The sequence below is a fragment of the Georgenia sp. X1117 genome, assembly GCF_057784635.1.
On sequence record NZ_CM173492.1, the window covers coordinates 2005534 to 2027381 of the forward strand.

Genomic DNA, 21848 nt, shown 5'->3' on the forward strand with positions numbered 1-21848 from the left:
GCGCGGTCCAGCGCGGTCGTGGCGGGATCGAGCGCGAAGAGGTGCCCACCGAGCCGCTGAAAACCGAGGGACTCCCACACGGGAGCCAGGGCCTGCGCGCCGGCCTCCCTGTTGCGCCCCGGGTCTGATGGAGGCTCTCATTCCACGGAAGGATGAGAGTCATGGCTGCACCGAGGAAGTACCCGGACGAGCTGCGTGAGCGCGCGATCCGGATGGCTGTCGACCTAAGGCGTGATCCGGCCGCCAAGACCGGCGCGCTGCGTCGGGTCGCTGACCAGCTCGGGATCAACCCCGAGACCCTGCGCAACTGGGTCACCCAGGCCGAGGTCGATGCCGGCGATCGGCCCGGAACCACGACGGCGGAGCAGACGCGGATCACCGAGCTCGAGCGTGAGGTTCGCGAGTTGCGGCGGGCGAACGAGATCTTGCGGACCGCGTCAGCGTTTTTCGCCGCGGCGGAGCTCGACCGCAAGATCAAGTGAGTACCGCGGTGCTGGTCGACTACATCGATCAGCACCGCGAGGCGTTCGGAGTCGAGCCGATCTGCAGGGTCCTTGCCGGTGCAGGGATGCAGGTCGCTCCGAGCACGTACTACGCGGCCAAGACGCGGACGCCGTCGCGCAGGTCGGTCACCGACGCGGCCACGACGACCCTGATCGAGCAGGTGCACGCGGAGAACTACGGCGTCTACGGTGCCCGCAAGGTCCATGCCGAACTGCGCCGGCGCGGGCAGCCGGTGGCGCGCTGCACGGTCGAACGCCTCATGCGAACCGCCGGGCTGCGCGGCATCAGCCGCGCCAAGGGGCCACGCACCACGATCTCGGGCAGCGGGCCCGAGACCCGCCCGGACCTTGTCGAGCGCGACTTCACCGCCACCGCCCCGAACCGGCTGTGGGTCTGCGACATCACCTACTGCCGCACGTTCTCCGGCTGGGCGTATGCCGCCTTCGTCACCGACGTCTACTCCCGCCGGGTGGTCGGCTGGCAGCTGTCGAAGTCGCTGCGCACCGATCTGGCACTGGACGCCCTGGAGATGGCGATCTGGACCCGCACCCGCGACGGGCACGACGTCACCGGGCTGACGCACCACAGCGACAAGGGAGTCCAATATGTCGCTATTCGCTACACGCAACGTCTGGCCGAGGCCGGCGCGGTCGCCTCGGTTGGCTCGACGGGCGACTCGTATGACAATGCCGCCGCTGAGGCGTTCAACTCGTTGTTCAAGGCCGAGCTCGTGCGCAACAAGGGGCCCTGGAAGACGATCGACGACCTCGAGATCGCCACCGCGGAGTACATCGACTGGTTCAACCATCGACGCTTGCACGGCGAGATCGGCATGGTCCCGCCCGCCGAGCTCGAGGACACCTACTACCGTCACAACACCGCTCCGACTACCGTCGAAGCGTCAGTTCCGAGCCTCCACTGAACCCGGGGCGCAACAGACATCACCGAGGCCCACCGCGTCGTGTACCGGGCGGCCAACGGCATGGCGCGCGCCGCCGGGCAGGCGGCGGAGGCGGCGGGGATCGGCGCCGACGTCGTCGAGCTCGTCGACGTGCGCGTCTCCCAGATCAACGGCTGCGCCCGGTGCCTGAGCGTGCACGTGCCCCGCGCCCGGCGGGCCGGGGTCACCCAGCACCGGCTCGACGTGCTGCCCACCTGGCGGGAGGCGTCGGGGTTCACCGACCTCGAGCGGGCGGCCCTGACGATCGCCGAGCTGACCACGAACCTGCCCCACGGCGCGGCCCTGGCCGCAGCGGGCGGGCCCGCCCGGCGGGCCGGGCTCACCGACGACCAGGTCGCGGCCCTGGTGTGGGTGGCGATCGCCATCGGCGCGTTCAACCGGATCTCGGTGATGTCCGGCCACGACGCGCTGGCGCCGCGCGAGCAGGACGCGCCCGGAGGGTCCGGAAAGGCCTGACACCGACCGCACGGGCACCGACGGGACCGACACCGACGGGACCGGCATGGACGGGCCGGCGACAGGCCGGACCACGAGGAAGGGAGCGAGCGATGAACCACGAGGTCGAGATCGACGGGCAGGTGCCCACGGTCCGCAACGACGCCGAGGCGAAGCGGTACGTCGTCGAGGTCGACGGCGAGGTGCTCGGCCGCATCGACTACCGCGTGCACGGCGCCGACGTCGAGCTCACACACACCGAGGTCGACCAGGACCGTTCGGTACCCGGGCTCGCCCGGCTGCTGGTCGACGAGGCGCTCGCGGACCTGCGCTCGCGCGGGGCCGGTGTCCTGCCGCGCTGCCCCTACGTGCGCGGGCTCATCGAGAAGAACCGAGCCGAGTACATCGAGCTCGTCCCCGAGGGCCGGCGCGCCGAGTTCGGCCTGGCCTGAACCGTCCGGCGACCTGGCGACCTGGCGACCTGGCGACCTGGCGACCTGGCGACCTGGCGACCCGGCGACCCGGCGACCTGGCGACCCGGCGACCTGACGGCCCGGCGTCGCGGGCGCCGATGGGCGGGCGGCCGGACGCCGTCCCTGCGTCAGCCCGCCGGCGGGACGTGGGCGACGACGAACACGCGCCGGAACGGCATGACCACGCCGACGTCCGACGCCGGGTAGGCCGCCCCCAGGCGCCGCCCGTACTCGTGGCGGAAGTCTTCGCGGAGATCCTCGGGCAGGGCCTCGAGCGTGGGACGTGCGCCCGTCCCGCTCGCCCAGGTCAGGACCGGGTCGTCACCGTTGAGGACGTGCAGGTAGGTCGTCGACCAGGCGTCGACGGCGCAGCCCAGCCCGGCCAGGACCTCGAGGTAGGTGGCCGGTGCGTGCGCGTGGGGCGCGGCGACCTGCGCCGTGTACGTCGCGTAGGGCTCCTGCGCCGCGAGCTCCTCGCGGATCGTGTGCATCGGCGAGTCGTGGTTGCCCGGGACCTGGAAGGCGAGACAACCGCCCGGTCGGACCGCGCCGACGAGCGCGGGCATGAGGTCGAGGTGGCCCGGGACCCACTGGAGGGTCGCGTTGGTGACGAGCACGTCGACGGGCGGGGTGGTCCGCAACCAGTCGCGCAGGTCCGCGTGCTCGAACCGCAGGCGCGGGCCGCCGTGGTGCGCGGCGGCTGCCAGCATCTCGGCGCTGGAGTCGACGCCGACCACCTGTGCGCCCGGCCACCGGGCGGCCAGCGTCGCGGTGAGCTCGCCCGGCCCGCACCCCAGGTCGGCGACGTCGCGCACCTCGCCGGCGGGGATCGTCGTGCGGACCCGGGCCAGCAGGTCCGTGTGCGGGCGTGCCCTCTCGTCGGCGTAGACGTCGTAGAGCTCGGGGTCCCAGGTGTGCGCCATCGGTGCTCTCCTCGCGTGGTGGGGGGATCACCTCACCACCGAAAGTATCTCGACGTCAAGATACTTTTGCGGGAGCGGGAGCGGGAGCGGGAGCGGGAGCGGGAGCGGGAGCGGGAGCGGGAGCGGGAGCGGGAGCGGGAGCGGGAGCGGGAGCGCGGGCGACGGAACCGGCGGACGTGCGACGGCCGGGCCCGCAGATGCGGACCCGGCCGTCGTGGTCGGTGCGGGGTCGGCGTCAGCCGGCGTCCTCGGCGATGAGCGGGTAGACCCCGTTCTCGTCGTGGACCTCGCGGCCGGTGACCGGCGGGTTGAACACGCACACCGTCTTCATCTCCGTGCGGGGGCGCACGATGTGCTTGTCGTGGTCGTTGAGCAGGTACAGCGAGCCCGGGGCGAGCTGGTGGACCTCACCGGTGGCGAGGTCCTCGATCTCCCCCTCGCCCTCGGTGATGAACACGGCCTCGATGTGGTTGGCGTACCAGAACTCGTTGACCGTCCCCGCGTAGAGGGTCGTCTCGTGCACGGAGAAGCCGACCCCCTCCTTGGCGAGGATGATCCGCTTGGAGCGCCAGTTCGGCGTCTTGATGTCGGCGTCGGTGTCGGTGATCTCGTCGATCGTGCGGACAAGCATGGGGACCTCCCGGTCGTCGGGGTCGAAGGGGTGGGCGGCGTCGGCCCGGCGGTGCGGGGCGAGCTGATGGTGCGGGGAGCGCCGGAGGTCAGCGGCCGAGGACGGCGGCGACCGAGGCGTCGATGACGTCCAGGCCGCGAGCGAGCTCGTCGTCGGTGATGGTCAGCGCCGGCAGGAACTTGACGACCTCGCTGGAGGGACCGGAGGTCTCCACCAGCACGCCGCGCTCGAAGGCCTCGGCGCAGACCTCGCCCGCGCGCTCGGCGTCGGTGAACTGCAGCCCGCGGGCCAGGCCGCGGCCCTTGGCGGTGAGGCCGGCGTCCGGGTAGCGCGCCACGATCTGGTTGAGGCGGCTCTCGATGTAGGCGCCCTTGGCGGTCGTCCCGCGCTCGAGCTCGTCGTCGCTCCAGTAGGTGCGGATCGACTCGGTGGCGGTGGCGAAGGCCGGACCGATGCCACGGAAGGTGCCGTTGTGCTCGCCGGGCTCCCAGATGTCGAGCTCCGGACGGATGAGCGTGAGCGCCATCGGCAGGCCGAAGCCGCTGATCGACTTCGACAGCGTGATGATGTCCGGGACGATTCCCGCCTCCTCGAAGCTGAAGAAGCCGCCGGTGCGGCCGCAGCCCATCTGGATGTCGTCGAGGATGAGCAGGATGTCGTGCTCCTTGCACAGGGCGGCGAGCTTGCGGAGCCACTCGGCGCGTGCGGCGTTCATGCCGCCCTCGCCCTGGACGCTCTCGACGATGACGGCGGCCGGCTCGTTGAGCCCGCTGCCGAGGTCCTGGAGCAGGCGCTCGAAGTAGAGGAAGTCCGGGTACTCGTCGTCGAAGTAGTCGTCGTACGGCATCGGGGTCGCGTGCACGAGGGGGACGCCCGCGCCGCCGCGCTTCATCGAGTTGCCCGTGACCGACAGGGCGCCGAGCGTCATGCCGTGGAACCCGTTGGTGAAGTTGATGACCGACTCGCGTCCGGTGACCTTGCGGGCCAGCTTGAGGGCGGCCTCGACGGCGTTGGCACCGCCCGGGCCGGGGAAGGCGACGCGGTGGTCGAGACCGCGCGGCTCGAGGATCTTCTCGTGGAAGGTCTGGAGGAACTCCCGACGCACGTCGGTGAACATGTCGAGGCCGTGGACGACCTTGTCCTCGGTCAGGTGGTCGATGAGCACCTGCTTGAGGCGGGGGTTGTTGTGCCCGTAGTTCAGTGCACCGGCGCCGGCGAAGAAGTCGATGAACTCCTTGCCTGTCTCATCGGTCATCACGCTGCCGCGGGCGGTGGTGAAGGTCGTCGGCCAGCTGCGCGAGTAGCTGCGGACGTTGGACTCGAGCTCGGTCGTGGGCGGGGTCGTCGTCGTCATGCGGGCTCCTGTGTCGGTCTCGTCGTCGGGCGCGTTCGGTGTGCAGGGCATGCGGTGTCGCTCAGGTGGGGGGCGGGGGGTCAGAGGTGCGGGGCGTGGCTCCGGGGCGGCGGTGGTGCTCGGGCCCGGGCGGTCCGCGCGTGGCGCTCGGCCGGTGGGTGCGGGGTCAGCCGCCGCGGCGTGCCAGCGGGGCGATGACGAAGAGCTCCTCGCCGTCGTGCCCGTCGGGGAAGTCGGTGGCGAGGAAACCCTCGGAGACGGTGACCTCGGCGCCGTGGCGCTCCGCGAAGGAGCGGAACAGGCGCCGCGAGGCGGTGTTGTCCGCGGTGATCGTGGTCTCGAGCGTGGTCACGCCGTCGAGGTCCGCGACGAGGGAGTCGAGCAGGCCGGCGGCGACGCGGCGTCCGCGTGCGCGCTCGTCGACGGCGACCTGCCAGAGGAAGAGGCGCTCGGGCGCCTCGGGCTGCCGGTAGCCGACGGCGAAACCGACGACCTCGCCGTCCAGCAGCGCCACCCGCGAGGTCGCCGTGAAGTCCTGGGCGAGCAGCAGGTAGGCGTAGGAGGAGTTGAGGTCGAGGGTCTGGGAGTCTCGCGCGACGCGCCACATGCCGGCGCCGTGCGACCGCGTGGGGCGGAGAATCTCGACGGGCCCCGTCGAGGGTGGGTTGTCGTCGATCAGTGTTGTCGATGGCCTCATAAGGAACTTCCACGATAACGGATCGACCTTCGCTGACCTGCGGTTATCCGAGACCTGCGTCACGTCCGCGCGAAGTCTTGACCTAATCGTGACCTGGCGCCGGGGAGGATCCGTGGCGCCGACCACGACCGCTGCCCCCGTCCCGGGGGCGCTCCGCGTCAGCTCGGGCGCTGCCTCGGCGTGCGCTCGGCGGTCCTGGCGGGATCGCGCTCGACGACGTCGCCGAGGACCTCGTCGATGCGCGCCATGAGGTCGGCCTCGAGCCGGACGCCTGCCGCCGCCACGTTCTCGGTGACCTGCTCGGGCCGGGAGGCGCCGACGATCGCCGCGGCGACGTTCTCGTTCTGCAGCACCCAGGCGATCGCCAGCTGCGACATCGACAGGCCGGCCTGCTCGGCGAGCGGTCGCAGCCCCTGGACCCGCGTGAGGATCTCGGGCGTCATCCACCGTGAGATGGCGCTCCGCGTCGACTCGTGCGCCGCGCGCGAACCGGCCGGCACCTCGGCGTCGGGCAGGTACTTGCCCGAGAGCACACCCTGGGCCATCGGGCTCCACACGATCTGGGAGACACCGAGCTCCTCGGAGGCCGGGACCACCTCGCCCTCGATGACCCGCCACAGCATCGAGTACTCGGGCTGGCTGGAGATGAGCTGGAACCCGAGCTGGCGCGCGAGTGAGACGCCGTCGCGGATCTGCTCGGCGGTCCACTCGCTGACGCCGATGTAGAGCGCCTTGCCCTGGCGCACGACGTCGGCGAAGGCCTGCATCGTCTCCTCGAGCGGCGTCTCGGTGTCGTAGCGGTGGGCCTGGTAGAGGTCGACGTGGTCGGTGCGCAGGCGGCGCAGCGAGGCGTCGATCGACTCCATGATGTGCTTGCGGGACAGGCCCGAGTCGTTCGGGCCCTTGGGGCCGGTCGGGTTGTAGACCTTGGTGAATATCTCCAGGGACTCGCGACGCTCGCCGGCCAGTGCGTCGCCGAGGACGGACTCGGCGCGGGTGTTCGCGTAGACGTCGGCGGTGTCGAAGCTGGAGATGCCGGCGTCGAGGGCGGCGCGCACGCACGCGGCGGCCACGTCGTTCTCCACCTGCGAGCCGTGCGTGAGCCAGTTGCCGTAGGTGATCTCGGAGATCTTCAGGCCCGAGCGGCCGAGGTAGCGGTGGTCCATGGTTGCCAGCGTAGGTGTGCGGTCCGGGCGCCGCGCGGCCGGGCTCGGGCGGTCACTACGGTGGGGGCATGTCCGAGGACGAGCGCGCGAGGACCGGTCACGAGCACGCGGGCCACGAGCACGCGGGCCACGAGCACGGTGACGACGGGCACGAGGGCCACTCCCACGGGGCCCCGCTCGACGCGGACGACCCGCGGCTGCTGCGCGTCCAGCAGCGGATCGACGAGGCCCGCGCGGCGGTGCGGCCCTCGGGCCTGCCCGCCCCGACGGCGACCGGGACGGTGCGGCCCGGGCGGGCCCCGGGGACCGTTGAGCTCGTCGTCTCTCGCCGGCTGCCCGTGCCGCAGTCCGTCGCGTGGTACCGGCTCGTCACCAGCGACGGCCTGGCCCGTTGGTTCGGGCCGATCGACGGCGACGCGGCCTCGGGCCGCGTCGAGCTCACGCTCCTGGCCGAGGAGGGCCACCCCGTGCAGGAGGTGGAGATCCTCGAGTGCCGCGCACCCTCACGCCTGGTGGTGCGCAGCGGGGGAGCGGACGGCTGGGTGCTGGCGATCGACCTGCAGTCCGACGTCGAGGCCTGCTACGCCAGCCTCACCCACGTCGACATCGACCCGGCCATGGTCGGCGAGGTGGGGCCGGGCTGGGAGTACTACATGGACCGCTGGCTGGCCGCCGAGGGTGGCGGCGACCCGGGCGCCGTCGACTTCGCCGAGTACCACCCGGCGATGGCGGAGCACTTCACCGCCCAGCTCTGACGGCCACGATGTCGGGCGATCCCGTCCGACGGCGCCGACGAGAAAGTCATTCCGCCGACGTGCGGGGGCGGTTCCTGCGTCGCTCGAGAACGGTGACGACCAGGAAGGCGATCGGCCAGAGCAGCACGCCGGACAGCACGAAGACGCCGATCGCGAGCAGCCAACCGACGCCCGTGGACAGGTCGAACCAGCCGCTCAGCAGGATCGCCGGAAGTACCGTCACCGCCATCACGGCGATGTGGATCAGCGTCCGCCTCGGAAGGCTCCACCGGTCGACCTGGTAGATGACCGAGGCGCCGGACACCGCGGCGATGATGACGCCGACGGCGAACGTCGAACGCGCGTTGTCCGTGTCGCCCTCGGCGAGCAGCAGCGCGCCGATCCCGCCCATGATGACGAGTGGGATGCCGACGAGAAGAAGAATCTTCAGGGGCAGCCGCATGCGTCCACGCTAACAACGAGAGAGATCCCGGACGGGGCATCGCCCGGACCGCAACGTCCGCCGGTTCGCCGGTTCGCCGCCAGGATCACCGCGTGCCGGGACGGCTGTGGACGCGCATCGACGCGCCGGACGAGCCGGTGTCAGAAGACCGGCTTGCCGCCGGTCACGCCGAGCACGGTCGCCGACACGTAGCTCGCGTCGGCGGGGGAGGCGAGGAAGACGAACGCCCCGGCGAGCTCCGCGGGCTGTCCGGCGCGGCCGAGCGGGGTGTCACCGCCGAAGCCGGGCATGGACTCACCTCCCTTGGTCGCGGGCTGGAGCGGCGTCCAGATCGGGCCCGGGGCGACGGCGTTGACGCGGATGCCTCGCTCGCCGAGCTGCTGAGCGAGGTTGACCGTGAGGTTGTTGATCGCCGCCTTCGTCGAGGCGTAGTCGATGAGCGACTCCGACGGGTCGTAGGCCTGGATGGACGAGCAGTTGATGATCGACGACCCGCGGCCGAGGTGCCCGAGCGACTCCTGGGTGACCCAGATCAGCGCGCGGATGTTGACGTCGAGGATGGTGTCGAGCTGCTCGGTGGTCACGTCCTCGATGCCGCCCGCCCGCTGCCGCGCCCACTGGGCGCCCGCGTTGTTGACGAGGATGTCGAGGCCGCCCAGTCCTGCGACGGCGTCGCGGACCGTCGCGCGGGCGGTCGACTCGTCGCGCAGGTCCCCGGGGAGGAGGACGCACCGCCGGCCGGCGCGCTCGACCCACGACGCGGTGTCCTCGGCGTCGGCCTGCTCGGCCGGCAGGTAGGACAGGGCGACGTCCGCGCCCTCGCGGGCGTATGCGATCGCGATCGCGCGGCCGATCCCGGAGTCCCCTCCCGTGATGAGTGCCTTGAGCCCCGCCAGACGGCCGCTGCCGCGGTAGGACTCCTCGCCGTGGTCGGGGACCGGGTTCATCTGCGCGGTCGAGCCGGGCGGTGCCTGCTCCTGCTCGGGGAACCCGCCCTCGTCGCCGGCCAGGTCCCGTGCGTTCCCATCCACCTCGTACAGGTTCTCGGTCATGCGTCGAGGCTGGCACGGGAGCGACGGGGGCGCCACCGGTGGGGATCCCCGACGACGACGGGCGCCGACGGCCGCGTGACCGAGCGGTTCGCGGCGGTGCGTGCCGCCGTCCGGAGCCGGCGCCGTCAGTCCTCGTTCTCGGTGGACCCGCCCTCGCGGCGGCCGAGCTCGTCGTCGAGGCGCAGCAGGCCCGGGCCGTCGTCGCCGACGAGCTCGATGCGGGCCAGCACCTCGCCGACCGTGGCCTCCTCCTCGATCTGCTCGTCCACGAACCAGTTGAGCAGCGGGCGGGCGTCGATGTCGCCCTCGGCGTCAGCCGCCCGATAGAGGTTGCGGATGGACTCCGAGACGATCCGCTCGTGCTCGAGCGCGGCCGCGAACGCCTCGGCGGGCGTGAGGCCGGCCTTGACGTCCGGCTGCTCGACGGCGCCGATCGTGGGGTGGTTGCCCCGGTCGACGACGTGGTCGATGAACTTGTTGGCGTGCACGATCTCCTCGTCGGCCTGGTGGCGCAGCCAGAGCGCCATGCCGGGCAGGTCCTGCACGTCCATCTCGATGGCGAGCTGGCGGTAGGCCTGCGAGGAGGCGAACTCGAGGGTGATCTGGTCGTCGAACTTCTGCAGCAGCTCCTCGGAGATCTTCATGGACCGAACCTACGACTGTCGGGTCTCAGCCTCAAGAGTGCTGGGTGTCCTCACCGCGTGTGCCGGCCGCGGGCTCGCTACTGTCGGTCCATGCTCATCACCGAAGAGCTCTTCCTGCTGCTGACGAGGGACGACGGGAAGAACGAGTCCTCCGGCACCTATGTCGCCTATGGACTCGCCGGTGCGGTGCTCGCCGACCTCATCCTCGCCGGTCGGCTCAGCCTTGACGACGCCAAGGACCCGCGGATGACCGTCGTCTCGGGTCCGGCGCCCGGCCACCCCGTCCTCGACCTCGGCCTGGAGGCGCTCGAGGGACGTGACGGCAAGCGGCTGTCCTCGATGATCACGGGCGGGCGGATCAAGGCTGAGCAGGTCGTGGGCCGTTCCCTGGAGGCAGCGGGTGTCGTGACGATCGAGGAGAAGCGGCTGCTGGGGATCTCCCGGTTCCGCTACCCGGTGGCCGACCCGGGTCCCGAGGAGCAGGTCCGCGCACGGCTCGACTCCGTCCTGCGCGGGCAGCGGCCGGCCGACGAACGTGACGTGGCGGTCCTGGCCATCCTGCGCGGGCTGGACTGCGCCCCGAAGATCCTCGGTGACGGCGCGGGCGGGCTCTCGCGCCGGGAGCTCGACCGCCGGATCGAGGAGCTCGCCGCGTCCGACCCGACAGGCACGGCCGTGCACCGCAGCGTCCAGTCGATGGCAGCCGCCCTCTCGACCGCGGCGATCATCCCCGTCATCACCTCGACCTGAGCGGCGCCGGGGGACCGGCCGCGACCCGTCAGTCGGCGGTCTGCTCCTCGGCGGTGCCCTTCTTGCGGAGCCGATCGGTGAGCGAGGTGGGCTTCGACGCTGCCGCCGACCTGCGGGCGTGCTTCTGCACCAGCGGGACGACGTCGGCGATCGAGGGGAGGACCTTGGTCGCCTGGTAGGGGAAGCGGTCGACCATGTCGGGGCGGGTGGAGCCCGTGAGCACGAGGATCGTGCGCATGCCGGCCTCGAGGCCGGACTTCACGTCGGTGTCCATGCGGTCGCCGACCATGACCGTGTTCTCGGAGTGGGCGTCGATCCGGTTGAGCGCGGAGCGCATCATCAGGGCGTTCGGCTTGCCCACGAAGTACGGCGTCTGGCCGGTCGCGGCGGTGACGAGGGCGGCGACGGATCCGGTGGCCGGCAGGGTGCCCGACGGGGAGGGGCCCGAGACGTCGGGGTTGGTGGCGATGAACCGGGCGCCGTTCTCGATGAGACGGATGCCGCGGGTGATCGCGGAGAACGAGTAGGTGCGGGTCTCGCCGAGCACGACGTAGTCCGGGTCGCGCTCGGTGATCGTGTACCCGGCCTCGTGCAGGGCGGTGGTCAGGCCGGCCTCGCCGATGACGTAGGCGCTGCCGCCGGGCCGCTGGGTGCGCAGGAACTCGGCCGTCGCGAGGGCGGAGGTCCAGATCGCCTCCTCGGGCAGGTCGATGCCCGAGGCGAGCAGGCGGGCGCGCAGGTCGCGCGGCGTGTAGATCGAGTTGTTGGTGAGCACAGAGAACGGCAGGTCCGCGCTCTTCAGTGCGTCGATGAAGTCGACAGCGCCGGGCAGGGCGCTCTCCTCGTGAACGAGAACGCCGTCCATGTCGGTGAGCCAGCTGTCGACGGGGGAGATCTCGTCGAACGAGGGCAGGTGGGGCGTGTTCATGCGTCCAGTCTCCCGGGTTCGTGCCCGCGGGGTAAGGACCCACGGCACCCCGGCGCGGTGAACCGAGTCACCGGAACGGCGGTCTGTCAAGAGTGGCGATCGATCACGTGTCGTACGCCTTGCCGCGAGGTGACCGGACGTCGCGGGCGCCGATATCCTCGAGCGATGGTCGCGGACGGCCGGCGGGTCACCGGCGACACCACCTTGGACCGCCTCATCCGCATCCTCGACGCCTTCGACACCGACCGGACGACGCTGACCGTGGCGGCGCTCGCCAAGCGTGCGGAGCTCCCGGTCCCCACCACCTACCGCTGGGTCGAACGCCTGGTGGCGGCGGGTCTGCTCGAGCGGGGGGAGGGCGGCAGCGTCGGACCGGGCATGCGGCTGTGGGAGATGGGGGCGCGCTCGGCGCCGAGCACGTCGCTGCGCAACGCGGCGATGCCCTACATGGACGACGTGCAGGCCGTGCTGCGCCAGCACACCCAGATCGCCGTGCTGGACGAGGCCGGGGTGCTCGTCCTCGAACGCCTCTCCGCCCGGGGCGCGGTGCCGAACCAGGCGGCCGTCGCCGGGCGGCTGCCGACCCTGACCACCTCCCTGGGGCTCGTCCTGCTCGCCTTCTCGCCGACGCGCGTCACGGAGGGCTACCTCGAGCGGCACGCCGACGAGCTCGGGGCCCCGCAGGTCCCCCCGGGCTCGGCACCCGGGCGGCGCTCCTCGCGCGGCAGCGCCGAGAGCGTGGTCAACCCGACGGAGGCGGAGCTGCGCCGGCAGCTGGCCGCGGTGCGTCGGCAGGGCTGGGCCGCGGTCGACGGGCGGCTCGACACCGAGACCACCGGCGTGGCGGTCCCCGTCTCCGGGCCGACCGGGCCGCTCGTCGCCGCCCTCGGCGTCGTGGTCCCGCGGACCTTCGAGCTCCGCCAGGGACTGGCGCCCATGCTCATGGCCGCCGCCCGGGGCATCGGCCGCGCCGCAGCCCGGGCCCGGGACTGACCCCGGCGGCGGAGGGCGCCCGGGGTGGTCGGCCCGCCTCGCGACGTCGGGATTCTCACCGGGTGAGAATCGCTGACCTGTCGCCGCGTCATCTCCTCCACACTGGTGACGGACGGCCGCGGCAGGGACGACGCGGCCGCGGTCGCCGCGGACCCCGTGGCGCCGGTCGGCCCACGACGGGCCCGGTCCACGACACCGTCCCGCGACGAAGGAGCTCTCGTGGCAGAACCCGCCTCGGTCACGTCGACGACGGTCGGCATCGTCGGCGGCGGCCCGGCCGGGCTCATGCTGTCCCACCTCCTCGCGCGGCAGGGCATCGCCAACGTCGTGCTCGAGTCCCGCGACCACGAGAGCATCGCCAACACGCACCGCGCCGGGATCCTCGAGCAGCAGGCCGTGAGGATGCTCGTCGACAGCGGCGTCGAGGGGCGGGTCCTCACCCACGGCGACGAGCACGCCGGCATCGACCTGCGGTTCAACGGCGAGTCGCACCCCGTCGACTTCCCCGACCTCGTCGGCGCGACCGTCACGCTCTACGCCCAGAACGAGGTCTTCGTCGACCTCGCCGCCGCCCGTGCCCGCGACGGCGGGGACGTCCGCTTCGGCGCCGAGGTCGTCGAGCTGTCCGGGCTGCGCACGTCCAGCCCCGTCATCCGCTACCGCGACACCTCGCCGGGGGCCGACCCGGCGACGCTGCACGAGGTGCGCTGCGACGTCGTCGTGGGGGCGGACGGTTCCCGCTCCTTCTGCCGCCGCGCCGACGGGGCCGAGACGGGCCACCGCGACCACCGCGTCGAGTACCCCTTCGCCTGGTTCGGCATCCTCACCGAGGCCCCGAAGTCGGCGCCGGAACTCATCTACGCCAACTCCCCCCACGGCTTCGCCCTCATCTCCCAGCGCTCGGAGACGGTGCAGCGCATGTACTTCCAGTGCGACCCGGACGAGCGGGTCGAGGACTGGTCCGAGGACCGGATCTGGACCGAGCTGCAGCGCCGCGTCGACGGCCCCGACGGCTTCGAGCTGAAGACCGGTCCGATCTTCGACAAGACGGTGCTCGGGTTCCGCTCGTTCGTGCGCGAGCCCATGAGCCACGGCAGTCTCTTCCTCGCCGGCGACGCCGCGCACACGGTCCCGCCCACCGGCGCCAAGGGGCTCAACCTCGCCCTCGCGGACGTCAAGGTCCTCTTCGAGGCGCTCGACTCCTACGCCACCACCGGCTCGCGGGACCTCCTCGAGGCCTACAGCGACACCGCCCTGCGCCGCGTGTGGAAGGCGCAGAACTTCTCCTACTGGATGACCTCGATGCTGCACACGCACCCCGGGGCCGACCCGTTCGAGACCCGCCGCGCGCTCGGCGAGCTCGACACCGTCACCTCCTCGAGGTACGGCCAGCAGTACCTCGCCGAGTCCTACACGGGCTGGCCCCACGCCTGACCCGCACCCCCACCCACCCGCGCACGGGGAGCGACGCCCCCCGACCGACCGGCGATCCGAAGGAGGATCATCCGTGAGCACACCCACCGACGAGCGTGCACCGGCCCCCGACGACGAGAGCTTCGACCACGCCCACGTCCTCGACCCCGCCGCCACCCAAGACTCCCAGGAGACGATCAGCGAGGAGATCGTGGCCATCCATGCGCGCGCCACCGGGGAGACCCAGCCGCGCGTCGACTTCCCGCCCTACCGCAGCTCCCTGCTGCGCCACCCGACCAAGGCCATGCACCACGCCGACCCGGAGACCATCGAGCTGTGGTCCCCGGCGTTCGGGCACCGCGACGTGCACGCCGTGGAGTCCGACCTGACGATCCAGGGCGACGGCGAGCCGCTGGGGGAGCGGATCGTCGTCAGCGGCCGCGTCCTCGACGGCGACGGCCGCCCGGTGCGGGGCCAGCTCGTGGAGATCTGGCAGGCCAACGCGTCGGGGCGCTACGTGCACAAGCGCGACCAGCACCCGGCGCCGCTCGACCCGAACTTCAACGGGATCGGCCGGACGATCACGGGCGACGACGGCAGCTACCGGTTCACCACCATCAAGCCGGCCCCCTACCCGTGGAAGAACCACCACAACGCCTGGCGCCCGGCCCACATCCACTTCTCGCTGTTCGGCACGGACTTCACCCAGCGGATGATCACGCAGATGTACTTCCCGGGCGACCCGCTGTTCAGCCTCGACCCGATCTTCCAGACGATCACGGACCCGGCGGCGCGCGAGCGGCTCGTCGCCACCTACGACCACTCGGTCTCCACGCACGAGTGGAACACCGGCTACACGTTCGACATCGTGCTCACCGGCAGCCGGCGCACCCTGACGGAGGAGGACGTCGATGCGCATTGACGAGACGCAGCTGCGTGCCGCGCAGGAGGGCCGCGCGCCGCTGACCCCCACGCCCGGCCAGACCATCGGCCCGTTCTTCGGGTACGTGGATGCCTACGGCCCCGTCTACCTGCCGTTCCCCGACGGCAACCACCTGGTCCCGCCGGGCAGCCGGCGCGCCGTGCGCGTGACCGGCACCGTCTACGACGGCAACGGCGACCCGGTCCCGGACGCGCTGCTCGAGATCTGGCAGGCGGACGAGGACGGCCAGGTCGTCCAGGAGACCGGCTCGCTCGTGCGCGACGGCTGGACGTTCACGGGCTGGGGCCGCGCCGCCGTCGACAACGTGGGCACCTACACCTTCTCCACCGTCGAGCCGGGCCCGACCGAGCCCGGTGCGGCCGCGTTCATCCACCTCGTGGTGTTCGCCCGGGGGCTGCCCAACAAGCTGCACACCCGCATCTACCTGCCCGAGGACACCGCGGCGCTCGCCGCGGACCCCCTGCTGAGCTCGCTCCCCGAGTCCCGGCGGCGCACGCTGATCGCCGAGCGGCTCACCGACGGCTCGCTGCGCTTCGACGTCCACCTCCAGGGCACCGGCCCGGACGCGGACGACGAGACCGTCTTCCTGCAGTTCCCCGGCATCGACTACCCGACGCCGGACGGGCCCGCCGGAGCGGAGCAGGGGTGAGTGGGGTCGACCTCACCGCGACCCGTCTGACACCGCCCGGTGGCTGGGAGGGTGGGCAGGGGCCGGGAGACCTGCTCGTCGTCGGCGCCGGCCTGGGGACCGGGGTGTCGGCCCTGTGGGGCGAGTGCGCGGCCGCGCTGGCGGGCCGGTTCCACGTCGTCGGGTGGGACCTGCCAGGCCACGGGCTCTCCGCGCCCCGCGACGAGCCGACGTCGGTCGGCGATCTCGCCGACGCCGTCGCCGACCTCGTGCGCGACCTGCGCGCCTCGGGTGAGGTGCCCGACGGCGCGCGCGTCGGCTACGCCGGCGTGTCCCTCGGCGGCGCGGTCGCCCTCCGGCTCGCCGTCGACCACGGCGACCTGCTCGACGGCGTCGCCGTCGTCTGCTCGGCGCCCAGGATCGGCGAGGCGGCGCAGTGGCGCGAGCGGGCCGTGTTCGTCGCCGCCTCCGGCACGCCCTCGCAGGTGGAGGGCTCGGCCCGGCGGTGGTTCGCCCCCGGATTCATCGAGCGGCACCCGGACCGGGCCACGCGCCTGCTGCACACCCTCCAGGAGACCGACCGGCACTCCTACGCCCGGATGTGCGAGGCGCTCGCGGAGCACGACCTGCGGGACCGGCTCGGCGAGATCACCGTTCCGGTCCTCGCGGTCCACGGGGAGATGGACCAGGTGTGCCCGCCCGCGGACGGCGAGGCCGTCGCCGCGGCGGTGCCGGACGGTAGGGCGGTCGTCGTCGACGGCGTCGCGCACCAGGCGCCGGCCGAGGACCCCGCGGGCGTGGCCCAGATCCTCGCGGAGCAGCTGCTGCGCTGAGCGGGCCGGCGCGGTGCAGGGTCGGGCCCGCCGACCTCAGCCTGCCGAGGTGGACCGAACTCGGTCGAGGACGACCTCCGCAAGGTCTACCTCGACCGAGAAGGGTCTACCTCGGCGCTCAGGGCGGACGGTAGGCGGCCGCGCTACCCGCGCCCCACCGCCGCGAGCGCGACGGCCTCCGCGTCATGGCCGTAGATCCACCCGTTGGCCACGAGCGGGTCCCCGTCCGCCAGGCGTGCGTCCCGCTCGACCTGGGCGTCGCCGTCGGGCAGGTGGTTGGCGTGCACCCGTCCGTGGCTGATGCGCTGGATCTGCGCCGTGCGCTCCCGGCGCAGCTCCTCGTAGCGGACGAGCGCGCCGACCGGGTCCTGCGGCGTGGCCGACAGGGTGACCGCGAGCGTGGCGGCGTCCTCGACCGCCTGCGCCGCGCCCTGGGCGTAGAAGGGGAACTGGGGATGGGCGGCGTCGCCGAGGAGGGTGACCCCGCCGAAGCTCCACCGGGGCAGCGGCGGCCGGTCGAGCAGCGCCCACCGGCCGACCCGCCCGGAGCGGTCGATGAGATCGGTGACCCGGCGGTCCCAGCCGGAGAACTCCTGGCGGAACTGCTCGACCGTCGTCTCGGCCGTCCACGCGTCGTCGCGGTTGTCGCCGGCGGGCCCGAACGCCACGACGTTGACGAGCCTGCCCACGCTCACCGGGTAGTGCACGAGGTGGTGGTCCGGCCCGAGCCAGAGGGTGTGGACGGGCGCGAGCGCCTGCGGTGGGGCCTCGGCGGCCGGGACGAGCGCCCGGTAGGCCACGATCCCCGACGGCTCGGGGTCCTCCGGCGCCGCGACCTGGGCGCGGATGACGGAGTGCACTCCGTCCGCCGCCACGACGACGTCGGCCTCGTGGCCCGACCCGTCCGCGAGGTCGACCCGGTAGTGGTCACCGACCTCGCTCACACCCACCGCCCGCGCGCCGAGGGTCACTCGGTCCTCGGGCACCGCCCCGCGCACGGTCTCGAGCAGGTCCGCGCGGTGCAGGGTCCACGTCCGCTCGCCGTAGAGCCGTTCGCAGGCCGGGTCGAGGTCCTCGCTCGCGAGCACCGTCCCGTCCGACCAGCGCTGGAACTGCCATGCCGCGCGCAGCGGCACGGCGTGGTCGCGGAGGTGCTCGAAGCGACCGAGGCGGCGCAGGAGCCGCACGATGTTCGGCGCGGCGACCACGCCGGCGCCCACCTCGCCCAGCTCACGGGCCTGCTCGAGGACGTGGGCATCGAGGCCGTGGCGGCGGAGGAACGCGGCGGCGGCCAGGCCCCCGATCCCGCCGCCCACGACGGCGACGCGAGGGACACTCGTGCGGTGCGAGGCGGTCATGGTGGTCCTCTCTGCGGGGGACGGGCGGCGCTGCCCGACGCCTCGATGGTGGCGCGCGGCCCCGCGCCGGTTCGACCGTGGCCGGTGGCTGGACGAACGACATCTCCCGGGTCGCCCGATCGGCGTCGACCCCGAGCGCGGCGGGTGCTCGCCAGCGTGTCCAACCACGGACCACCGCCCGGCACCGTGCGGGTCAGTCCTCCGGCAGCCCGAGCCGGGTGCGGATGTCGCCGCGGAGCTGCTTCTTGTTGATCTTGCCGACCTTGGTGGTGGGGAGCTCGTCGACGACGACGAGGCGTTCGGGGTGCTTGAAGCGGGCGACTCCTGCCTCCTCCATCAGGGAGCGCACCTCCTCCAGCGTGATGGTTCGGTCGACGTGGGCGACGACGTACAGGCAGACGCGTTCGCCGAGCGTCTCGTCCGGCATCGCCACGGCGGCAGCGAGGCGTACGCCGGGGTGGTGGAAGGCGAGGTTCTCGACCTCCTCGGCGGAGATCTTCTCGCCGCCGCGGTTGATGAGGTCGTTGTCCCTCCCCTCGACGACGAGGTTGTCCCCCTGCCATCGGCAGATGTCCCCGCTGCGGTACCAGCCGTCGGCGGTGAAGGCGGTCGCGTTCTTCTCCTCGGCCCGGTAGTAGCCGCGCAGCGTGTAGGGACCCTGGGTGATGAGGACCCCGGGCTCGCCGGCCGGGACGTCGGTGCCGCGGTCGTCGACCAGTCGCACCTCGTCGAGTGCGCTGATCGGGCGTCCCTGGGTCGCGATGATGGTCTCGTCCGGGTCGTCGAGGCGGGTGACGTTGATGAGTCCTTCCGCCATGCCGAAGACCTGCTGGAGCGTGCAGCCCAGCACCGGGCGGACGCGGCGAGCGGCCTCGTCGACGAGCCGTGACCCCCCGACCTGCAGGACCTCCAGGGAGGACAGGTCGTGGGACCCGTCGCCCTGGTGGGCGTCCATCCAGCGGATCGCGACGGCCGGGACGACCGCGGTGTGGGTGACCTGCTCGGCCTGGATCGTCGCGAGCGCGGCTGCGGGTGACGGCGTCGGCAGCAGGACGGTTCGGGCCCCGGCCATGAGGGTGCCGAGCACGCCGGGGCAGGCCAGGGGGAAGTTGTGCGTGACGGGTAGCGCGACCAGGTAGACGGACTCGGGTCCGAGTCCGGCGAGCGGGGCACAGGTGCGCGCGTTGTAGGAGTAGTCCTCGTGGGTGCGGGGGATGAGTTTGGGGACTCCCGTGGTCCCGCCGGACAGGAGGAACAGGGCGATCGCGTCCCCGGCGGGTTGCTCGGCGTCCCAGCGGGCCCGGTGCGCGGCTGCCGTCGTCTCGTGTGCACCGGCCGGTCCGTCGGCCCCGAGGGAGGAACCGGCCCCGTCATCGTCGCCGGCCCCCGGGGCGGCGCACAGTGCGGTGAGGTCGATGCCGCTGCTCGCGGCGCCGGAGGCGAGGACCGCGACGTCGTGGTCCTGCTCCGCTGCGACGCGGTGGGCGAGTGCCTCGTGGTCGAAGTCGCGTACGCGGGCCGGAACGGCGATCGCGCGTGCCTCGCTGTGGGCGAGGAAGTGCGTGAGCTCGTGGTGGCGGTGGCCCGGAAGGGCGAGTACCGGGACGAGACCGGCGCGCAGGCAGGCCAGCAGCAGGACCACGGCCTCCCACTCGTTCGGCATCTGCACGACGATCCGGTCCCCGGCCCGGAGACCGACGTCGTCGCGCAACCGGCTCGCGCAGGCGTCCGCGCGCGCGATGAGGTCCGCGAACGTCAGTCGGACGGTGCCGTCGACGAGCGCCGTCTCGGAGGTGTGCGCGTCCGCCGCCGCCCAGAGGTGGGACCCGAGGGACCGCCCGTCCCATGCTCCGGCGGACCGGTAACGCTTGGCCAGGTCGCTCGGCCAGGTGATGAGCCCGTCGGCGCGTTCCGTGGTCACGGGTGTGGCTCCTCTCAGGAAACGGTAATGACGACGCGGCCGAGGTTGGCGTCACCCTCGACGTACCTGTGGGCGTCGACGATGTCCTCGAGCGCGAACGTGCGGTCGACGACCGAGCGGAAGCCCTCGGCCGCCTCCCGCCACGCCTGGGCGGTGGTCTCCAGGTTGCCGGTCTTCACGCCGACCACTCGCTGCCCCATCCCGTACAGGCGCTGGAGGTTGACGGTGACCTCGCGACCGAGGAAGGCCCCCGACGAGACCACGGCGCCGCCCGGCGCGAGAACCTCGAGCGAGTGCCGCCACACGGTCGGCTCGCCGAGGTTGTCGACGACGACGTCCGCACCCTTGCCGCCGAAGCGTCGGCGCACCTCCTCGACGAAGCCGTCCCGGGTCGAGTCGAGGACGTGCTCGAAGCCGAGGTCGGAGAGCTGGCGACGCTTCGTCTCCGCGCGTGAGGCGACGACCACCTCGTGGCCGCGGTGCTTGGCGAGGAGCGCCGTCGTCGAGCCCAGCGCGGAGGCGCCGCCCTGGACGACCACGCGACCGCCGGGCCGAAGACCGGCCCGCTCGAACTGGTTGACCGCCACCGAGCCCGCGAGCGCGATCGCGACGGCGTCGACCGGCCCGATGCCGTCGGGCACCGCGAACGCTTGCGCGGCGGGCACGGTGGAGTACTGCGCGTCAGCGCCCGGCAGGTGGGTGCCGACGAGCTTGAGCCCGGGCGAGGCCTCGGGGAAGCCGGCGCGTGCGGCGTCGTCGTCGCCCGGGGCGATGGCCGGGAAGACGGCGACCCGGGTGCCGACCGGCGGGCCGTCGACGCCCGGTCCGAGAGCCGCGACCCGCCCGACGTGCTCGGCACCGAGAATGTGCGGGAAGACGAAGTGCGCGTAGGGGTGATTCCCGGACCGGGCCACGACGTCGAGCAGCCGACCGATGCTGACGGCCGCGACCTGGACGAGGATCTCACCGGGGCCGGGTTCCGGCCTCGGGATCTCCTCGACGCGCAGGACCTCGGGGCCGCCGAACTCGCGCAGGGGGACGGCGAGCATGGTCGGCGGGACGTGCCGGAGCTCCGGCCACGAGTGCGTGTCGGAGATCATCGTTGAGCCTCCAGGTGTCCAGTGATGTGGGTGGTGATGGAGCCGAGAGAATGGATCGCAGCCTTGACGGTGTCGCCGGGGCGCAGGAAGACACCCGTGGCGGCACCGACGCCGGCCGGTGTGCCCGTGAGGACCAGGTCACCGGGCTCCAGGGTGAGCTGCCGGCTCGCCCCGACGAGGAGGTCGAGGACTCCGATGACCATGTCGGCCGTCGTCGACTCCTGCTTGACCTCCTCGTTGACGGTGAGCCGGACGCCGAGGTCCTGCGGGTCCTCGACCAGCCAGGCGGGGGTGAGCCCGGGGCCGATCGGGCAGAAACCGTCCTGGCCCTTGTGCCCGAGCCAGTCGTGGGCGAACGGCGGTCCGACGGCGTCTGCGCGGGTGAACGCGCCGCGGTCGGAGAGGTCGTTGGCCACGAGGTAGCCGGCGATCGCCTCCCGGGCCTGGTCCGGGGTCGCCGCCGTCAGACGACGACCCAGGACCACGCCGAGCTCGACCTCCCAGTCGACCCGGTCGCCGCGGATATCGACCCGCGCGCCGTCCCCGACGATCGTCGTCGTCGGCGGCTTGAGGAAGAAGAACGGCGGGACGGCGGGGGCGGGCTCGTCGACGCCCATCTCCGCGCAGTGGGAGGAGTAGTTCGCTCCCGCGCACAGGACCTTGCGCGGGTACGTCAGCGGCGCGAGCACCGGGACGTCCGGCAGCGGCGCGAGACGGTCGAGGTCGATCTCGCGCAGCGCGGGGGAGAACTCGTCCCAACGGTCGAGCACCTCGGTGAGGGCGAGCCCGGCGAGCGGTGCCGGCGCCTCGAGAAGGATGCCGTCCTTGCGTCGCACGACCGTCACGGGGAGGCCGGACGATGGGTCCGGCACCTGAGCGAGCGACCAGAGCTGGGTGGTCACGGGCGGGCTCCTTCGATCGGGAGACGAGCGGGGTACGGGCAA

23 protein-coding genes and 1 other annotated feature are annotated in these 21848 nt (G+C 72.6%); of the genes, 10 read left to right on the forward strand and 13 right to left on the reverse strand.

The window, feature by feature from the left end:
• Window positions 1-161 precede the first annotated feature (161 nt).
• The 3 genes from AC3D3D_RS09255 (at window position 162) to AC3D3D_RS09265 (ending at window position 2352) form a co-directional block, all read left to right on the forward strand.
• A protein-coding gene (locus AC3D3D_RS09255; protein WP_463662667.1) for an IS3 family transposase occupies window positions 162-1426 on the forward strand; the annotation gives its coding sequence in 2 pieces (ribosomal slippage) (window positions 162-453 and window positions 453-1426; 1266 coding nt in all).
• Window positions 440-583 (forward strand) — a sequence feature (AL1L pseudoknot). It overlaps the preceding gene by 144 nt.
• 60 nt (window positions 1427-1486) lie before the next feature.
• On the forward strand, window positions 1487-1921 hold the full coding sequence (locus AC3D3D_RS09260) for a carboxymuconolactone decarboxylase family protein (protein ID WP_463663598.1): 435 nt from the start codon (window positions 1487-1489) through the stop codon (window positions 1919-1921).
• 92 nt (window positions 1922-2013) lie between these two features.
• Complete coding sequence (locus tag AC3D3D_RS09265; RefSeq protein ID WP_463663597.1) at window positions 2014-2352, forward strand: GNAT family N-acetyltransferase; 339 nt, start codon at window positions 2014-2016, stop codon at window positions 2350-2352.
• 149 nt (window positions 2353-2501) lie between these two features.
• Here the strand turns inward: AC3D3D_RS09265 and AC3D3D_RS09270 are convergent, their stop codons facing one another.
• The 5 genes from AC3D3D_RS09270 to AC3D3D_RS09290 all read right to left on the reverse strand — a co-directional run bounded on the left by AC3D3D_RS09270 (window position 2502) and on the right by AC3D3D_RS09290 (window position 7144).
• On the reverse strand, window positions 2502-3296 hold the full coding sequence (locus AC3D3D_RS09270; protein ID WP_463663596.1) for a methyltransferase domain-containing protein: 795 nt from the start codon (window positions 3294-3296) through the stop codon (window positions 2502-2504).
• Between the two features lie 235 nt (window positions 3297-3531).
• The gene (locus AC3D3D_RS09275; RefSeq protein WP_463663595.1) at window positions 3532-3927 is read right to left on the reverse strand and encodes an ectoine synthase; all 396 of its coding nucleotides are present in this window, start codon (window positions 3925-3927) and stop codon (window positions 3532-3534) included.
• Window positions 3928-4015: 88 nt separating this feature from the next.
• On the reverse strand, window positions 4016-5281 hold the full coding sequence (gene ectB, locus AC3D3D_RS09280; protein ID WP_463663594.1) for a diaminobutyrate--2-oxoglutarate transaminase: 1266 nt from the start codon (window positions 5279-5281) through the stop codon (window positions 4016-4018).
• 166 nt (window positions 5282-5447) lie between these two features.
• Entirely contained in the window at window positions 5448-5888 is a 441-nt protein-coding gene (gene ectA / locus AC3D3D_RS09285) for a diaminobutyrate acetyltransferase (RefSeq protein WP_463663593.1), read from the reverse strand.
• A gap of 248 nt (window positions 5889-6136) precedes the next feature.
• Window positions 6137-7144, reverse strand: coding sequence for an aldo/keto reductase family protein (locus AC3D3D_RS09290; RefSeq protein WP_463663592.1), 1008 nt, complete (start codon window positions 7142-7144; stop codon window positions 6137-6139).
• 68 nt (window positions 7145-7212) lie between these two features.
• Here AC3D3D_RS09290 and AC3D3D_RS09295 point away from each other — a divergent pair, with 68 nt between their 5' ends.
• Window positions 7213-7899, forward strand: coding sequence for an SRPBCC family protein (locus AC3D3D_RS09295; RefSeq protein ID WP_463663591.1), 687 nt, complete (start codon window positions 7213-7215; stop codon window positions 7897-7899).
• Window positions 7900-7945: 46 nt separating this feature from the next.
• Here AC3D3D_RS09295 and AC3D3D_RS09300 read toward each other — a convergent pair whose 3' ends face one another.
• From AC3D3D_RS09300 to AC3D3D_RS09310, 3 genes are all read right to left on the reverse strand, one after another.
• Window positions 7946-8341: a DUF3021 domain-containing protein gene (locus tag AC3D3D_RS09300; protein WP_463663590.1), complete on the reverse strand. Its 396-nt coding sequence runs from the start codon at window positions 8339-8341 to the stop codon at window positions 7946-7948.
• 140 nt (window positions 8342-8481) lie between these two features.
• On the reverse strand, window positions 8482-9393 hold the full coding sequence (locus AC3D3D_RS09305) for an SDR family oxidoreductase (RefSeq protein ID WP_463663589.1): 912 nt from the start codon (window positions 9391-9393) through the stop codon (window positions 8482-8484).
• Window positions 9394-9518: 125 nt separating this feature from the next.
• Window positions 9519-10037, reverse strand: coding sequence for a ferritin (locus tag AC3D3D_RS09310; RefSeq protein ID WP_463663588.1), 519 nt, complete (start codon window positions 10035-10037; stop codon window positions 9519-9521).
• Window positions 10038-10127: 90 nt separating this feature from the next.
• Between AC3D3D_RS09310 and AC3D3D_RS09315 the strand changes: the two genes are divergently transcribed.
• On the forward strand, window positions 10128-10787 hold the full coding sequence (locus tag AC3D3D_RS09315) for a GOLPH3/VPS74 family protein (protein ID WP_463663587.1): 660 nt from the start codon (window positions 10128-10130) through the stop codon (window positions 10785-10787).
• A gap of 28 nt (window positions 10788-10815) precedes the next feature.
• On the opposite strand, the gene AC3D3D_RS09320 is transcribed toward AC3D3D_RS09315, so the two are convergent.
• Entirely contained in the window at window positions 10816-11715 is a 900-nt protein-coding gene (locus AC3D3D_RS09320; RefSeq protein WP_463663586.1) for an HAD-IIA family hydrolase, read from the reverse strand.
• A gap of 165 nt (window positions 11716-11880) precedes the next feature.
• On the opposite strand from AC3D3D_RS09320, the gene AC3D3D_RS09325 reads away from it, so the two are divergent.
• The 5 genes from AC3D3D_RS09325 (at window position 11881) to AC3D3D_RS09345 (ending at window position 16525) form a co-directional block, all read left to right on the forward strand.
• Window positions 11881-12708 carry an IclR family transcriptional regulator gene (locus AC3D3D_RS09325; RefSeq protein ID WP_463663585.1) on the forward strand — a complete coding sequence of 276 codons (828 nt, stop codon included), beginning with the start codon at window positions 11881-11883 and terminating at the stop codon, window positions 12706-12708.
• 219 nt (window positions 12709-12927) lie between these two features.
• Complete coding sequence (locus tag AC3D3D_RS09330; protein ID WP_463663584.1) at window positions 12928-14142, forward strand: 4-hydroxybenzoate 3-monooxygenase; 1215 nt, start codon at window positions 12928-12930, stop codon at window positions 14140-14142.
• A 73-nt stretch (window positions 14143-14215) separates the two neighbouring features.
• The gene (gene pcaH / locus AC3D3D_RS09335; RefSeq protein WP_463663583.1) at window positions 14216-15043 is read left to right on the forward strand and encodes a protocatechuate 3,4-dioxygenase subunit beta; all 828 of its coding nucleotides are present in this window, start codon (window positions 14216-14218) and stop codon (window positions 15041-15043) included.
• The gene (pcaG, locus tag AC3D3D_RS09340; RefSeq protein ID WP_463663582.1) at window positions 15033-15713 is read left to right on the forward strand and encodes a protocatechuate 3,4-dioxygenase subunit alpha; all 681 of its coding nucleotides are present in this window, start codon (window positions 15033-15035) and stop codon (window positions 15711-15713) included. Before pcaH ends, pcaG begins: the two co-directional genes overlap by 11 nt.
• The gene (locus AC3D3D_RS09345) at window positions 15710-16525 is read left to right on the forward strand and encodes an alpha/beta fold hydrolase (protein ID WP_463663581.1); all 816 of its coding nucleotides are present in this window, start codon (window positions 15710-15712) and stop codon (window positions 16523-16525) included. The genes pcaG and AC3D3D_RS09345 overlap by 4 nt, the downstream gene beginning before the upstream one ends.
• 143 nt (window positions 16526-16668) lie before the next feature.
• Here AC3D3D_RS09345 and AC3D3D_RS09350 read toward each other — a convergent pair whose 3' ends face one another.
• The 4 genes from AC3D3D_RS09350 to AC3D3D_RS09365 form a co-directional block, all read right to left on the reverse strand.
• A complete protein-coding gene (locus AC3D3D_RS09350; protein ID WP_463663580.1) occupies window positions 16669-17883 on the reverse strand; it encodes an FAD-dependent monooxygenase in 1215 nt (404 codons plus the stop codon).
• A gap of 193 nt (window positions 17884-18076) precedes the next feature.
• Entirely contained in the window at window positions 18077-19804 is a 1728-nt protein-coding gene (locus AC3D3D_RS09355; protein ID WP_463663579.1) for a (2,3-dihydroxybenzoyl)adenylate synthase, read from the reverse strand.
• Between the two features lie 14 nt (window positions 19805-19818).
• Window positions 19819-20904, reverse strand: a complete 1086-nt coding sequence (locus AC3D3D_RS09360; protein WP_463663578.1) for a quinone oxidoreductase family protein — start codon at window positions 20902-20904, stop codon at window positions 19819-19821.
• Window positions 20901-21806 (reverse strand): fumarylacetoacetate hydrolase family protein, encoded by a 906-nt coding sequence (locus tag AC3D3D_RS09365; RefSeq protein WP_463663577.1) that lies wholly within the window; start codon window positions 21804-21806, stop codon window positions 20901-20903. Before AC3D3D_RS09365 ends, AC3D3D_RS09360 begins: the two co-directional genes overlap by 4 nt.
• Window positions 21807-21848 lie beyond the last annotated feature (42 nt).

Excerpts from the sequence above, each read along its gene's own strand:
- AC3D3D_RS09260 (WP_463663598.1), top strand. The coding sequence starts at position 1,487 with ATGGCGCGCGCCGCCGGGCAGGCGGCGGAGGCGGCGGGGATCGGCGCC.
- AC3D3D_RS09265 (WP_463663597.1), top strand. The coding sequence starts at position 2,014 with ATGAACCACGAGGTCGAGATCGACGGGCAGGTGCCCACGGTCCGCAAC.
- AC3D3D_RS09270 (WP_463663596.1), bottom strand. The coding sequence starts at position 3,296 with ATGGCGCACACCTGGGACCCCGAGCTCTACGACGTCTACGCCGACGAG.
- AC3D3D_RS09275 (WP_463663595.1), bottom strand. The coding sequence starts at position 3,927 with ATGCTTGTCCGCACGATCGACGAGATCACCGACACCGACGCCGACATC.
- ectB (WP_463663594.1), bottom strand. The coding sequence starts at position 5,281 with ATGACGACGACGACCCCGCCCACGACCGAGCTCGAGTCCAACGTCCGC.
- ectA (WP_463663593.1), bottom strand. The coding sequence starts at position 5,888 with ATGTGGCGCGTCGCGCGAGACTCCCAGACCCTCGACCTCAACTCCTCC.
- AC3D3D_RS09290 (WP_463663592.1), bottom strand. The coding sequence starts at position 7,144 with ATGGACCACCGCTACCTCGGCCGCTCGGGCCTGAAGATCTCCGAGATC.
- AC3D3D_RS09295 (WP_463663591.1), top strand. The coding sequence starts at position 7,213 with ATGTCCGAGGACGAGCGCGCGAGGACCGGTCACGAGCACGCGGGCCAC.
- AC3D3D_RS09300 (WP_463663590.1), bottom strand. The coding sequence starts at position 8,341 with ATGCGGCTGCCCCTGAAGATTCTTCTTCTCGTCGGCATCCCACTCGTC.
- AC3D3D_RS09305 (WP_463663589.1), bottom strand. The coding sequence starts at position 9,393 with ATGACCGAGAACCTGTACGAGGTGGATGGGAACGCACGGGACCTGGCC.
- AC3D3D_RS09310 (WP_463663588.1), bottom strand. The coding sequence starts at position 10,037 with ATGAAGATCTCCGAGGAGCTGCTGCAGAAGTTCGACGACCAGATCACC.
- AC3D3D_RS09315 (WP_463663587.1), top strand. The coding sequence starts at position 10,128 with ATGCTCATCACCGAAGAGCTCTTCCTGCTGCTGACGAGGGACGACGGG.
- AC3D3D_RS09320 (WP_463663586.1), bottom strand. The coding sequence starts at position 11,715 with ATGAACACGCCCCACCTGCCCTCGTTCGACGAGATCTCCCCCGTCGAC.
- AC3D3D_RS09325 (WP_463663585.1), top strand. The coding sequence starts at position 11,881 with ATGGTCGCGGACGGCCGGCGGGTCACCGGCGACACCACCTTGGACCGC.
- pcaG (WP_463663582.1), top strand. The coding sequence starts at position 15,033 with ATGCGCATTGACGAGACGCAGCTGCGTGCCGCGCAGGAGGGCCGCGCG.
- AC3D3D_RS09350 (WP_463663580.1), bottom strand. The coding sequence starts at position 17,883 with ATGACCGCCTCGCACCGCACGAGTGTCCCTCGCGTCGCCGTCGTGGGC.
- AC3D3D_RS09360 (WP_463663578.1), bottom strand. The coding sequence starts at position 20,904 with ATGATCTCCGACACGCACTCGTGGCCGGAGCTCCGGCACGTCCCGCCG.